This window comes from Achromobacter sp. 2789STDY5608621 (genome assembly GCF_001299375.1).
Lineage (GTDB): Bacteria > Pseudomonadota > Gammaproteobacteria > Burkholderiales > Burkholderiaceae_B > Achromobacter > Achromobacter insuavis.
Window position 1 is genome coordinate 1 of the sequence record NZ_CYTU01000061.1, and the last position, 12,896, is coordinate 12,896.

The following is a 12,896-nucleotide window of genomic DNA, read 5'->3' on the forward strand; positions in this document are numbered from 1 at the left end:
CGCGCCCGCGTGGCGGGCGCGGGGGAACCGTTGCGGTTCCCCGGGGGGTCGGAAGCGCGGACGCCGACAGGCGGCCGGCCAGGGGGGCAGCAAGCCCCCGCGCTTTTGGGGGCTATCCATCCCCGCCCGGCGGACGGGTTAACCGACGGGTGGGGACGCTTGCTATTGGATCCATGCCGCGCCGGTGCAGGAATGGGGTGGAAGCACCTGTGTCAGCGGCTGGCGGTGTCAATTTGCAGGGCGGTGACCGGCAAGGGCGCGGCGGGCGTCCGGCCCGCCTGCGCCACGGGGGGGTACCGTTCCCCCACCCGGCGGGGCGTAGCGCCGGCGGGAAGGGGGACTAAAGCTAAGGGTTTCAGGCCGTCGCCGCAGGCGGCGGGGCGAAGGGAGCGTAGCGACCGGAGGGTAGGCGGATCGGCGGTCAATCCGCGGCGGACGTCCCGCGCGCGACCCTCTTTCAAACCTATAAAACCTATATATACCTATTGAGGCCCGTTTTCGGTACTGGCAAAACACCGTTTTCGGGACTGGCACAGGCCGAAACTGGGACGGGAGAGGAACAGATTCGGGCTAAGCCCAAATTTGGAACTAGCGTGAAAATCGGCACTGGCTGTGGATAATCAGTCAATGCGGTGGCGCAAGACCCGCGGCGCGAAATACCCGGGCTTTGAAGTCGGGTGGCGGCTCGTTGGGAGATTGCTCGAGTCCGAGCTCCTTCCCCTTGGCCACGATGCCCGTCCAACTACTCTGCCATGATTTGCGCGAGGAAGACTGCTTGTCCCATTCGCGGAAGACCCAAAGGCGCCAGGATTCAAACCAGTCTTCCGACATGCCGGCTTCGCCCGGCCGCGACCGCATATACGCGCTGAAGGTGGTGGCCATGGCATCGATCTTCTCGGCGGGCCAGTGCGGACGTTCGCGTTGTGTCCACAACCGCCACTTCGCTGGAAGGCTCCAGCCTGCGGGCAGGCGGGAGGCGCCTGCGCCGCCGTATATGGCCGAAGACGATCGGCGCCGCTGGCTATGCATGGATGCGCGTTGCATTTGCGCAGACGTTGCAGGTCCTGCGGATCCAGCGTTCGGGGGGCTGAGCAAGGTTGGCTCGGTGAGGGATGCAGCGGCTATAGCGGGCACGACTGGCGGCGGCAGATGTGCTTCGGGAGCGACAGGGGCAGCAACCGGCATCGTCGTGCCGGCGTGGGCTGCCGTGGTGCTCGCTCCAAGCGCACCATCCTGGTCAGCCATGACATCGACCGAGGGTGCGGTTGCAGGCTCACTTGACAAGGCTGGGTGGACAGCATTGGCAGCCATGCCAGTATTGTCGCCCGAAGCCTGGCCAGAATGCGGCGAGGATGCGTCGAATTCCAACCCCGGCTGGCGGCCCACAACGGGGGGTTGAAAGTCCGCCTGATGCGCCGACGTGGTCATGTCGATGCGCGGGACGGCGTTCGGGCACAAACGATAGACAACGCTGCTGCGATTCTCGCCGGCGCGCATGAGGGTATCCTGGATTGCCCCCAACTGGCGTAGCCTGGCCAGAGCCTCAATGACGGTCTTGCGGTTCAAGTGCGTGACTTTCGCGAGGTACTCAATGGAGGCGAATACCGTCCAATCCTGGGCGTCATAGCGCACGAGTTGGGCCAGGCTCAAGAGTACAAGCTTGGACGTTGACTTTTGGACGTCGGCCATTCTGGCCCATTTGCATGCTTCGACACTCATGGTCGCCCCTTGTACAGCAGGAGGTTTTTACCGGGTAATGAATTGGTTCGTCTCGGGCCGATCACGTGCGGCCCTCCTGCACAGACTCGGCTATGGAGGTTCGCGGCCGCAGGGGAAGACCGTGCTTTTCGTAGAATTCGCGGCGCGCGAGCAGCCAGGCCTTGTAGGGCCAGGCGCGACGTTCGCCCCAGGGATAGGCATCGCGAATGGCCAGATGAATCTGGTCGAGCGGCAGACCTTTGGCCTGGCCGTCTTGGTAGACCTGCTGCATGATTTTGTAGGCCATGCGGGTACGCGCTTCCTGCGCGCCGCCCTGGGAGGTCGCTTGGATCATGGAAGTCTCCGGCAAAAGTAGGCGCTCAGCCAACGACAGTGTCGACTGCAGCAAAGGAAACTGACGTGGCTGGGGAGATCACAGCCCGGTAGTAGGGCCGGGGTTGAAGTACACCTCGACGAGCTTGTAGTCCGCGAAATAGAGCGAGATATCCAGCGTCGAACGCAGATACTGCAGAATCGTCGGGACATCCAACGAGTTTCCAGCAATGGACTGCTTTACCAGCAGCGCCACGCGCCTGTATGTGTCAGCGGCGCTGTTTGCATGGGTCGTGGTGACCGACCCCGGGTGGCCTGTGTTCAGGGCGCTTAGATAGTCCCATGCTTCAGGTCCACGCAGCTCCGACAAGAAAATGCGATCAGGCGAGCTGCGCATGGCGGCCGCGATGCAGTCCGTCGCTGAGATGCGACCGGCGCCGGTACCATAGATCATGTGTACCTTGTTTTCGTGGTTGGGCAGAATCAGCTCGTGGACATCCTCGACAGTGAGCAGGCGTTCCGTGGTTGGCACGCACTCGATCAAGCTCCGAGCAAAAGTGGTTTTGCCAGAGCCGGTTTTGCCGGAGACGATGATGTTCTTGCGTCCGAGCACGGCCTGAGTCAGAAAGCTCAACATGTCGCGACGCTCCAAATGATCCAGCAGCTCGCGATCCAGTGCGGAGAGCAGGTCGCGCGGTGCCGGCGAGGGGCTGACATTGACCCAGCTGTTGAAAGCTCCGTCGTCGCTCAGTTCGGTCAATGTCTTGACCAGGTTGGCGTGCTTGCGGATGTTTATGGACAGCGTGCCGCCAATGACAGCAGGCGGCTGGGCGACCTGGGCGCGCTCACCGTCGGGCATCAGGAGCGACATGATGGACGAGAAGTTGACGCTGTTAAAACTCGCCATCGCGGATACCAGCGCCTGAAGGTAGTCGTACGTCAGCAATGCGTCTTCACTGTGTTGCCATTGCCCCCAACGGCGCGCCAGGATGAGGCCCGGCCGGGGGATGGTGACTTCGCGGACCAGGTCTTCGGCCATGTATCGGGAGATTGGCCGCATCATCTGACGCAGCGCGATGTCGTTCGCCACTGCCGGGCCGGCGGTGGTGGAGGGGAAGTCGTTCATGAGAGTGAAATGAGGAGGCCGGTCCGGCCCCCTCGCGGAAGACTCGGACAAGCGAGTCGGAGAAATGACGAACCAACCCAGCAGGCTATTGGGCCAGCGGGCGGAGGTCGTAGACCGAACTGAAATCCAGATCCCGGGCGACGTAGATCCCGATCCGGCCACCTTGGTTGCGGTACAGGGTGGGCGGAATATTGATCGAGTTCTCCAGTACGGTGGTGACGGCGCTCTGGGCAGCATCTCCGGTCGAGTCAAAGCGAATCGACCCGCTATCGTTACTACCTCGAGACGAAGCCCAGCGTCCCAGGTCACCAATGAGGCTCACCAGGATGGCGCCGCCGAACCGCTCGGCAAAGTGGGTGTCGATGTGACCGTCCAGACCGGCTTCGCCCAGAGGCCCTGTGCCGGGTGAATCCAGATGGATCACGACGCCCTTGGGCGTTTCTAGCCGGGACCACACTACACCGATGCGGGGCTGGCCCTGGGCCAGAACACCTTGCTGATACCCAACAAACTTCGTGCCGGCATCGATCAGCACAACACGTCCACTGGTCGAGCGGACATCGTGGGGGGCATAGCAGGTGATCATGCCGGCCTGCGCACTTACAAACCTCGTGTCCTGCAGGCAGTCGATCATGGTGCCTTGAGTCACGAGCATGTCCCGGTTGCCGAGCGTGCTCGCTCGTGCCGCATTGAGCTTCATGGGCCTGAGGCGCTCGGCCATGGGACCACTGTCGGCTTCGCGGGCATTTGGGGCGGACGTTGCGGTGTTGGCGCGCTGCTGCTGCCCGTTCTTTGTAGCTTGCAGTCCACTGGATAGCCGTCTCTGCGCCACCGGATCCACCATGACGAACTTGTCAGTCTTGCTCTGGCCAGGCGGCGGCTCTGGCACGGCGCCCGTTGCTGGCGCTGAATCGGCAGGCGGCGGTGGCGGGGGGGAAGCGGAGGCGGGGTCCGGGTGACTGCGCAGTTTGAGGCCGGGCAGAATGCTCTCGATGCGTGCCGGCAACTCAGCGGGGGAGCGGGAGTCGGGCTGACCAGGTGCGTTCATCCACCGCCAGAACAGCGACCCCGCGATCATGAGTGCCATGAGCAGCAACAACATAAAGAACGCTTTTGCGCCAGGCGCGCGCGGTTTGACCGCGCCCTGCAAGTCCGGTCTACCCCGCGCCTCGATCCGGGCCTGCTGCCGCTCGATCTCAGCGACGGCGTCCACCGGCTCCGAAGCGTCGCGTTTGCGCTTGAAGAATTTCATGGTAATGGCTCCTCACGCAGCACCCGTTCGACGGTTGGCGAGACCGTGCCAGTAGGCAAAGTGCGTGTCGTGGTGCGTCCATCGTTGTGGATGGCCAACACCTTCTGGCCAAGGCGCAAATGCCAGCGTGAGGCCGTACGTTGTAGGACGATCGTGCGATCACCATCCATGTGCCGGTTGGTGATGACTTCATTTCCGTCCGGATCGACGAAGTACACAGTGGGCAGGTCTTGACCGGGAGCGAAACGCAGCCAGGTCTGCGCACCGTCGTCCCAAGCCGCCTCGGGGCCGATATCCGTGTCGCCACTCATGGTGTAGTTCTGCCAGTTGATGGCGAGTTCGCCCGCGGCCAGGTCCTGCTGGATCCGCTCCCGGTCGGCCTGCGCCGCCGATTTTGTGCGATCAGTTTCCGGATAGCGCAGAACGACGCGGAACACTTCTCGGCCATTGCGTTGCTTGGCGTATTTCAGCAGGAATGAGTAGTTGCGCTTTGTGGTGATGTAGACGAGGTTTGTATCGGCTTGCTCCACGATAGGCTTTAGCAGAAGGTGCTTGCCGATCTGCTGGAAGTCATAAGCTGCGGAATCGCCAAAGGCGTGTGTAACGTAATCCTCGTCGTCAGTCAGCTGGATCTGCGTGGCCACTCCGAGGGTTGTGTCGATCTGTACGACATCGGCAGGATCGTAGTCCGTCCACCGGATACGCTGGTCCTTGGGCGATGATTGCGGCCGGTCGAGCGCCGCTGCCGGCGGTGCAGCCACGCACAAGGCGAGAGCGAGCGCCGCCACCCCGGCGCAGTGAATGCGAGTTCTCATCGGCTGTGTTCCATTCCGTGGCTGTGGTCACGATGGCGCTGGTGTAAGTGCTGCGTCTCCATTCCGGCTTGCTTGTCGTGGTCCGCGTCACGAACGAGCCCCACACCGCCGACCGCTTTGAAGGGATAGCTAATGGCCAGCGACTCCTCGTTGCCGTTCAGCTCGAACGAGCGGTTCAGCGTACCGCGTGCATGCACAATCAGGTCGCCCGTGTCACGATCCAGCTGGATCAGGCAGTTTGGCGTGGTGCCCACTACGGGCCCGCGGTACTCGCGGCCATCTTCGGGCTGCCGGATCTGGCGGTCCTGCTCGCCGTAGAGTTCCACCGGCCGGCGCGCTTCGCGGAAGCGCTCCTCGAAATGCTTTCCGATGCGATCTGCGGCCATGATGATCGTGGGCAAGCGCAGGTCGGCTTCTTTGTGGAGGTGGTCCTTGGCAAGACGCGCCGCACCGTAAAGATCGGTCTTCGCATACCGTTCTAGGTCGCGAAGGAGCGCTGCGCGTTCGGTGTTGGTCAGACCGCGTGCGTTCTCCAGACGGCTGGCCAGTTCGTTGATTTGCTCTTTGTTCATAGCGATTACCTCAGCGTTTCCACATCTGTGGTGTAGGTGATGACCTGAAAGCCCAAGGGGTTGTCGCGCCCGATGCTCTCGGTTAGAGGAGTGTTCACATAGCGATAGGCCAGTGTGGCGATCAGCTGCTCGGGCTTTTGATTGGTATCAGAGCCCTCTAGACGGCGCGTGAAGCGCACAGTGGCGCTATGGTTTGGGCCCAGCGAGATACTGCGCACGTTAACGACGATTCGCGTGTGCTTGCCGTAGCGGGTGTCCAGAGCTTCGTATCCCGTATTCGCGTTGTCCTGGAATTTGGCGTAGTACGCTCGCTGGACGTCCGGCGCGCTAAAGAGGCCGCAGCGGTCGTAGTTGTTCTGAATGGTGTTCCAGTCGTAGCCTTCGCAGGCCAGTACATATTGGTGAATGAAGAACCGTGCGATGCGTTCGCCATAATCTTCCTTGCCATTGCCCAACTGGGTGACATGCTCGATCTCGCCAGTAGCGTCGTTCACGCGCACCACGTATGGCAGCGGGGCTTCCTTGAGTGGAAGGATCGAAATCAGCGCGCCCGCGGCCAGGATGGCGAACAACATCGCGCCGGTAGCCATGCGCCAGGCGTTGCGCCTTGAGGTGAGGAACTCGGTGAGGAGATCTCGTTCCAAACCCCGCTTGCGGTCGAGTTCTTGTTGGATTGAAAGCTTCGGGTCATCAGTGGGCATGCGAGCCTCCCGCGAACGGGATGTTGGTGGAGCGTGGGGGGATTACGAACGACAAGGGGCGAGCCGCGGCGAGCGCGGCCAGTATGGCGAGCTTCATCGGTTCTCCGTGGAGAAAGGTGGGGGAGGTGGATAGCTGGCGAGCGCCGGAATCAGTTCGGGCGCCGAGGCGCTGCCGAGGTGGCGCCTGCGAGTGGGACGGTTATGGCTGTTGGGCCGGCGGCACGGATGTGCGCGTCACAATGAATAAGGCACGGCGAGTGCCGTGCCTTTTAGCGGGAAGATGGTGATGATAAAAGCGTGTGGTTCACCACTTGCTTTCCCTAACCCTTCTTTGGCTGACTTCGTCGTTGTGACGTTTGAGCCAATCAGGCTCGTCGTCATCCGACGTGGATCTGCTTGAAGGCACCACCAACAACTGCAGTGGCCATTTTATGAAGATGTACCACAGAGGACGCAATATCCAGTTCCACGTCGCGCGCGCCACGCTCACCCATTGCAGAGCGGTGACGGGCTCTTCGACGTGGCGCGTAGCTGTGAGGCTGAGTGGTACATCGGCACCCGGAACTGGCTGTTGTCTCAACGGCTTGCCCAGCGGAGTGATCGGATTCATGAGATGTTCTCGCAGAACTTACTACTAGGTTAGTTGCAGCTGACGGGCTAAAAAATGGGGTATCCGTATTTGAGTGTGTTCAACCGCACGCCTTACCCGATTGCGTCGAGTGCCTCCTGGACCCCTGAGACGATTTCGTCCGACGAGCCAGTCATGCTCCAAGAGGTAGGCCATCCGCCGAACCTGTATGCAGAGTCCAAAGCGGCGAACCACAGGGCCTGGTCGTTGGTGGCTGGGCTGATCTTGAGCACATCTCCTTCCGAAAAGGCATCCTCTGGCGTTGACTCCAGCCAGAGCAAGTCCGCACTTTCCGAGTCTGACACATCGTGGGCTTCGATCTTCACAAAACGACCTTCAAGCATCTTCACGATAGCGCTGCTTGGTCCATACAGACGGTCAATCATCACATCTCCAAAATCGGATTTCATTGTGTGCAAACACACTGAAATCCAGATGGCAAAAATATGTTAGCCGATCTTTCCCAGGAAAGGAACGGAAACCCCATTACCAGCACCATTCGTTATTTTCGAAGCGATCATGGAGACCTGCGCGAGCATTTGCTGTGCGCACATCATGAAAAAGATCAGTGCGGTCAGCATGCCAAAGACGTTTATCTGATCGGCATTCGTCGTGTCCAGAAGCCCTTTCTGCAACATTCCAAACATACCCATGATGAACATAAAGACCACCATGAAGAGGCCCGCATAGATAGCGTAATAGGCGGCCTGGGCAAGCCAATATTTGAAGAAATCCTTGGTCACTTCGAACAGGAGCGCAAGGATGCATAAGGGGCCAAGAACGACCACAAGCCCCATCCCGAGTTTTACGGTGATAAGCACGATCATGCCGATGGCGCTCATGATGGATGAAATGATCGTGATGATCAGGGCAATCAGCATGAAGACAAAGGCCTTTCCGATGTTCTTCAAACCGGTAGGCGCGCGCTCCTGTAGCCGGGTGCTGATCTCGGTGCCGTTGTTTGCCGCATCGTCCATGATCTGTGCTGGTGTCTTGATGGTTCCAGTGAAAATCTTGGCCACATCAGTGGGAAGGTCGAGCATGACGCCGGCGATCTGCCTCTGATACAGCCCACCAGCGCCAGCGATTCCTACTATGACAGCAATGCTCACGAGCTTTCGGGTGGCTTGCAGAATCGGCGTCTGGATGGTGCCGTTCATGATGAGCCATCCGTACCAGATCAGCGCGATCGACAATCCCAACCCGACGACCGGCATTATCTTCTCGGTGACCGATGCCACCAGCGGCGTGACGACATCGGTAAGCATCGTGGTGATCGACTTGTCGATCCAGTCAGCGATCCACCCTAGGCTAAAGAGTTGGACACCAGTCGTCGGGGCGGCCATTACCGTACTCCCGGCAGCGGCGCGCGGATCGCGTCGATGCTAAACGCACTCGCGGCCAGTTTGTCGGCCTGCGCTTCCATCAGGGCCTGTTCGGCTTGCAACTGGCGTTGAAGACCATCGGCGCGGCTTTGGTCGACCTGGATATTGGCCTGCTCAACCAGTAGACGCGCCTGCAGATCGGCAATGGCCTTCGGATCCTCTGTCTGATTGATTTGGGCCTGCAGCTTGCTGACCTGCGTCATGCGCGCGGTCATCGCCTTCTGCGTTTGTTCCATGAGAGCTTGGCTGCGCAACGTCAGATTCTCTGCGCGGGTGTCCAAGTTCTTCCGGTCGGTCTCGTAGTTGCCGGTCAAACGCTCTTCACGCTCGATCCGCTTCAGGACTTCTCCAAAGTCGCCGCCTCCTACGTTTGCTTTGCGCAGCACCTGGCGCGCATCCTCGGGCAGAGCCTCCCTGATCGCAGGGTTATTGAGGATGTCGCCCAGATTGCGAACGCCCGTTAGAGATTCGAGCTGACGGCGCTGACTGTCAAGTTGGTCCTTCAGCACGGCGATCTGTTCCGCGGACTTTGCGATAGTTTCGGCATGCTTGATGGCCCGATCGGCGATGGACGCGCCATCAACGACAGGGATGCCGCTCGCATGCGCCGGCGCCGTCGTGGCCAGGGTGCCGCAGAGGATAAGGACGCTTGCGCTTCGCAGGGAGGATTTCAGGGTAGGCATGTTCAATTCCTTGTCGCCTCGCGGGCGAGAGAGAGGTAAAGAGGCAACCACTGTTCGGGGTCGCCGCCACGCGCTACGATCGCTTGATCTGCGAGTTCGGCCATGTCGGCCGACCCGGAGAAAACGAGGATCGAATCGGGGCACGTCGAAAGATCCAATGTGGCAGTGACACTCGAGCCACCTTGCTTGACGACAAACTGGCGACTAAATTCGCCCAGCTCCTTTACCAGCTTGAATTCGGCAGGCGTGAGCTTGAACTGGTCTATGTAAGTGGCTGCCGTGGCTTCGGGATTAGGTAGATACATCTGCGTAGCCGACTGCTGGATCATGGAGCGCCCCACGGGGATTTCGCTGACGGCTTCTGGCTCTTGGGTGGCGTAGACGAAGACACCATTCTTCTTGCGGATAGTGCGGCTCACGTTTTGCATGAACCACTGGAAATACGGCACCCTAAGGGGGTGCTGCACTTCATCGAAGAAGTATGCAAAGCGTCGGCCATCGACCATCTGTTCTGTGCGGTAGAGGAGATAGGTTATGGCCGCATCCCGGATCTCGTCGTAGTCAAGAAACTCGGTCAGATCAAATCCGAAAAGGTTCGTGACCGACAGATCAAGCTGATCTGTCTCGTTGTCCAGGAGCCAGCCGTTGGCATAGCCCACGCACCAGCGCTGCAGGCGCTCGCGCAGGCTGAGCGTGGCACCTTCAGAAGGGGCGGCCGGCAAAAACTGAAGGAGCGTGGATAGACGTCTTTGAGACCGCGGCAAGAAGCTTACGAGCTTCTGGACGGCGGCCTCGATCTGTTTTTGCTCGCTCATGGTCGCAGCCTGCTCGCCGTCGACGGCCAACTGCTTGGTCATTGTGACCATGAAGGCAATGTTCTTCGCCGTCGGCTCGAGTTGCAGGTAGTTCCAGCCGGTGGGCGTACCCATGTGCATTGGAAAGTACCTGCCGCCCATCTGTAGGATTGCCACCTGCATGCCTCGATCCTTGTCAAAGACTGCCCCGGTATAGCCGAATTTGCGCGCTTGCGAGATCAAGTGGCCCAGCATCACGGTCTTCCCGGTGCCGGACTTCCCGATGAGCGATGTATTGCCCAAGCGCCGTTTACCGGTGTCGTCGGTCTCTTCCAATGACGCGTGGAAGTTCATGTAATACGGTGTACCCCCCGTCGTCTTGAGCATCGTCACGGCCGGTCCCCAGGGGTTGCCTGCGGGCTTGCCGTAGAGGTAGTTGTGCATCGACGAGAAACAAAGAAAGTTCAGCGACGTGATCGGGCAGGGGCGCGGGCGCCACTTCCAGTTGCCTGGCAGCTGCGCAGCCCAACCTGCAATGAGCGCCCGGTCAACCAGACGTGCGACGATCTCACTGCTTGCGAGCGTGCCGCTGATCTCAGCCGCTGCGCGCAGCGCGTGCTCGCTGTTCTCGCCAAACACCTGCAGGGTGGCGTGATGATCACCCATGACGAACTTGCCCGAGGACAGGTCATCGCGTGCTCTCTTGAGGTCCACAATCTGGCTGGCCGAGTAGTCGCCAGAGTCCTCCAGCCACTTGATCTGTCGGGTCAAGGCCTTGAGACCTTCCGCCTTGGGCATGGAGCCGAACGACTGCGACAGCACGAATTCGAATGGCAAGTTGAGTAAGCTGTTCAGGTGTCCCGGCTTGGTGTTGTTGGAATACTCGCGCACCTCGAGCATCACGTAGCGTCGGGTCCAATCGGGGCCGCGCATCTCAGCTTGTTCGCCGTGCGTGGAGAAGAACTGGCGGCTGGTGGGAAGATAGTTGTACAGCCGAGCATCGGTGACGGGAACAGGAGAAATTTTGCCATTGAGCAGGAATCCGAAGAACTCGGCAGGCTCCGAGAAGAACGCCTTCCGATCGGGTGCGTTTAGGGCCCGTTCTTCCGTGATGTCTCCTTCGGTTTCGACCGTGCGTTCGACGATCTTGAGCAGTTCAGGCGAATAGCGCTTGAGGGTGCCGGCCAGCGTCTTGTTGATCTCCTCCAGGTGGCTGATGGCTTGGTTTTGCCAGGCCAAGGCCTGGCTGGCAGTGCGCCGTTCAAAGTTCGAGAGTAGACGCAGAGCTGGGTCCACCTGGGCGCGCATCAGGATGGTCAGGTACATCTCATTAATCATCGGAGGCTTGCCGTCGAATGCGCTTCGGTAAGCGGCATCGTGGGCGCGCGAGAATGCATCCGGATACTCGCTCGCGGGGTATTCCGAGACGCAGCGGCGCACAAGGTGAGACCACAGGCCGAATCCGGCCGGCCAGCCGCGCAGGACGTTGTTGATCTCTTCGATCCAAAGGCAATGTTCCTCCTCGGAATAGCCCTGGAAGGTGCGCCCATCGATGCGCCAGACGCTGAGGTATTCCCAGTCGCGGGTGGCAACGATGGCGTCGGTGACATGATGCGAGTATGGGACATACTGGCTGACTGCCGGCTCATGGGCGGGCAGCGCGGGCGATAGTTGGGTCATGGGCGGTGGGCAGAGAGCAGCCGGCACCAGGGCCGGCGTTGGCTATAGGGCGAGGGCGTGAGCGAGATCGCACCCCAGAAGCGCTTGTTTGGTGCGAAGAACTTGGTCTTGACCCATAGTTCCCAGATCCAGAAGGCGCGATCATCGTTGCGGCTGAGGACGGCAACGACGGGGTAGAGGATCGGTGCGAGCGCCCACCCCCAGAGCGTGAACATGGCGACAAAGAGAGTGAGCAGCACCAATGCGACGAAGGCGCGGGTGGGGACGCCACCCTTGATGGTGGCTGCGCGCGTGGCGCCCTTGAAGAGAGGGTAGCGGTTCGGCGGGACGCTGGACGGTTCAACGTGGGGCGATGCCGCCGGTGCCGCCGCCGGGGCGTTGCCTGGCGTCGGCATGGTCAGCCCCAAAAGTACTTGATGAAGCCGCCGACCACGGCGCCGGCGAACACGACGCCTACACCCCACTGGATGGCGGTGTCTTTCCGCACCAGGTCGGAGGAGTACGCCAATCCAATCAGCGCGCCGACGATGGTGGCGCAGATCGGGATAATGAGCCAGAGCCAGTCCTTGAAGCTCTGCAGCGCGTTCGTGCCTTTCTCGAGCTGGGCGAAGGCGGGGTCGGGGTGCAGGAACAGCAGTACGGCGAGCGCCAAATAGCCCAACACCAGGATGGGCGGTGCCGTTGGCCGGGGAGCGGCCACCGGCTTGAAGCGGCACGGACGGAAGGACTGGGCGGTGGAAGTGGGGGCAATTCGCATTGCAGACTCCAGATATGGACGCCACCCGTGCGACTAGGCACAGGGCAGAAGATATTGAAAAAGTGGGTGTGGAGAAGCCGGGGCGCGGGGTTTAGCTGCTAAACGCGCCGACTTCTGGGGGGAGCGGTAGGGCTTCGGGTTTGGCAACGACCGGCCATCGCTAGTCGTTGGACACGACCAAGCGGAGATGCGGTCCTTTGACGAGTCTCGGGCAGAGCTTTCCGATGACGTTACCTTGGGCGTCAGTGATGACGTGTCCGCTGAGCGCGAAGACGTCGAGAGCTGCGCGCAGATCTGTGTCGTATTCGCCAATAGTGGCAAGGTACAACTGAGGAGTCAGCCCGTGCCTCTTGAGGACTTGCTCTGCAGCAGAGCGTCTGCGACGTTCCTTGCCGCGAAGCCAGGATCGCCAAATCCAGCCCATCCACGTCGCGACGGCTGCGCCGAAAGAAAACCACAACATATCGACCAT

Annotated in this window: 15 protein-coding genes; all 15 read right to left on the bottom strand. The window is 60.6% G+C overall.

Annotated elements, in window-relative coordinates:
* Positions 1–624: 624 nt before the first annotated feature.
* The 15 genes from AOZ53_RS29960 to AOZ53_RS30025 all read right to left on the bottom strand — a co-directional run bounded on the left by AOZ53_RS29960 (position 625) and on the right by AOZ53_RS30025 (position 12,896).
* Positions 625–1,689, bottom strand: coding sequence for a helix-turn-helix domain-containing protein (locus tag AOZ53_RS29960; RefSeq protein WP_054490615.1), 1,065 nt, complete (start codon positions 1,687–1,689; stop codon positions 625–627).
* A gap of 91 nt (positions 1,690–1,780) precedes the next feature.
* Positions 1,781–2,053, bottom strand: coding sequence for a hypothetical protein (locus AOZ53_RS29965; protein WP_054490617.1), 273 nt, complete (start codon positions 2,051–2,053; stop codon positions 1,781–1,783).
* Positions 2,054–2,131: 78 nt separating this feature from the next.
* On the bottom strand, positions 2,132–3,157 hold the full coding sequence (gene virB11 / locus AOZ53_RS29970) for a P-type DNA transfer ATPase VirB11 (protein ID WP_054490619.1): 1,026 nt from the start codon (positions 3,155–3,157) through the stop codon (positions 2,132–2,134).
* Positions 3,158–3,242: 85 nt separating this feature from the next.
* Complete coding sequence (virB10, locus tag AOZ53_RS29975) at positions 3,243–4,409, bottom strand: type IV secretion system protein VirB10 (protein WP_054490621.1); 1,167 nt, start codon at positions 4,407–4,409, stop codon at positions 3,243–3,245.
* A complete protein-coding gene (locus AOZ53_RS29980; protein WP_082385832.1) occupies positions 4,406–5,224 on the bottom strand; it encodes a TrbG/VirB9 family P-type conjugative transfer protein in 819 nt (272 codons plus the stop codon). The genes virB10 and AOZ53_RS29980 overlap by 4 nt, the downstream gene beginning before the upstream one ends.
* Positions 5,221–5,796, bottom strand: coding sequence for a hypothetical protein (locus AOZ53_RS29985; RefSeq protein WP_054490623.1), 576 nt, complete (start codon positions 5,794–5,796; stop codon positions 5,221–5,223). Before AOZ53_RS29985 ends, AOZ53_RS29980 begins: the two co-directional genes overlap by 4 nt.
* A 5-nt stretch (positions 5,797–5,801) precedes the next feature.
* Positions 5,802–6,497 (bottom strand): VirB8 family type IV secretion system protein, encoded by a 696-nt coding sequence (locus tag AOZ53_RS29990; protein ID WP_054490625.1) that lies wholly within the window; start codon positions 6,495–6,497, stop codon positions 5,802–5,804.
* 304 nt (positions 6,498–6,801) lie between these two features.
* The gene (locus AOZ53_RS34545; RefSeq protein ID WP_156333579.1) at positions 6,802–7,107 is read right to left on the bottom strand and encodes a hypothetical protein; all 306 of its coding nucleotides are present in this window, start codon (positions 7,105–7,107) and stop codon (positions 6,802–6,804) included.
* Positions 7,108–7,199: 92 nt separating this feature from the next.
* The gene (locus tag AOZ53_RS29995) at positions 7,200–7,511 is read right to left on the bottom strand and encodes a hypothetical protein (protein ID WP_054490627.1); all 312 of its coding nucleotides are present in this window, start codon (positions 7,509–7,511) and stop codon (positions 7,200–7,202) included.
* A gap of 63 nt (positions 7,512–7,574) precedes the next feature.
* Positions 7,575–8,471, bottom strand: a complete 897-nt coding sequence (locus tag AOZ53_RS30000) for a TrbL/VirB6 family protein (RefSeq protein WP_054490630.1) — start codon at positions 8,469–8,471, stop codon at positions 7,575–7,577.
* Complete coding sequence (virB5, locus tag AOZ53_RS30005) at positions 8,471–9,193, bottom strand: P-type DNA transfer protein VirB5 (RefSeq protein WP_054490633.1); 723 nt, start codon at positions 9,191–9,193, stop codon at positions 8,471–8,473. Before virB5 ends, AOZ53_RS30000 begins: the two co-directional genes overlap by 1 nt.
* A gap of 2 nt (positions 9,194–9,195) precedes the next feature.
* Positions 9,196–11,667, bottom strand: coding sequence for a VirB4 family type IV secretion/conjugal transfer ATPase (locus AOZ53_RS30010; protein WP_082385834.1), 2,472 nt, complete (start codon positions 11,665–11,667; stop codon positions 9,196–9,198).
* Positions 11,664–12,062, bottom strand: a complete 399-nt coding sequence (locus AOZ53_RS30015) for a VirB3 family type IV secretion system protein (protein ID WP_082385837.1) — start codon at positions 12,060–12,062, stop codon at positions 11,664–11,666. The genes AOZ53_RS30010 and AOZ53_RS30015 overlap by 4 nt, the downstream gene beginning before the upstream one ends.
* 2 nt (positions 12,063–12,064) lie before the next feature.
* Complete coding sequence (locus AOZ53_RS30020; RefSeq protein ID WP_054490636.1) at positions 12,065–12,424, bottom strand: TrbC/VirB2 family protein; 360 nt, start codon at positions 12,422–12,424, stop codon at positions 12,065–12,067.
* A 160-nt stretch (positions 12,425–12,584) separates the two neighbouring features.
* Positions 12,585–12,896, bottom strand: coding sequence for a hypothetical protein (locus AOZ53_RS30025; RefSeq protein WP_054490637.1), 312 nt, complete (start codon positions 12,894–12,896; stop codon positions 12,585–12,587).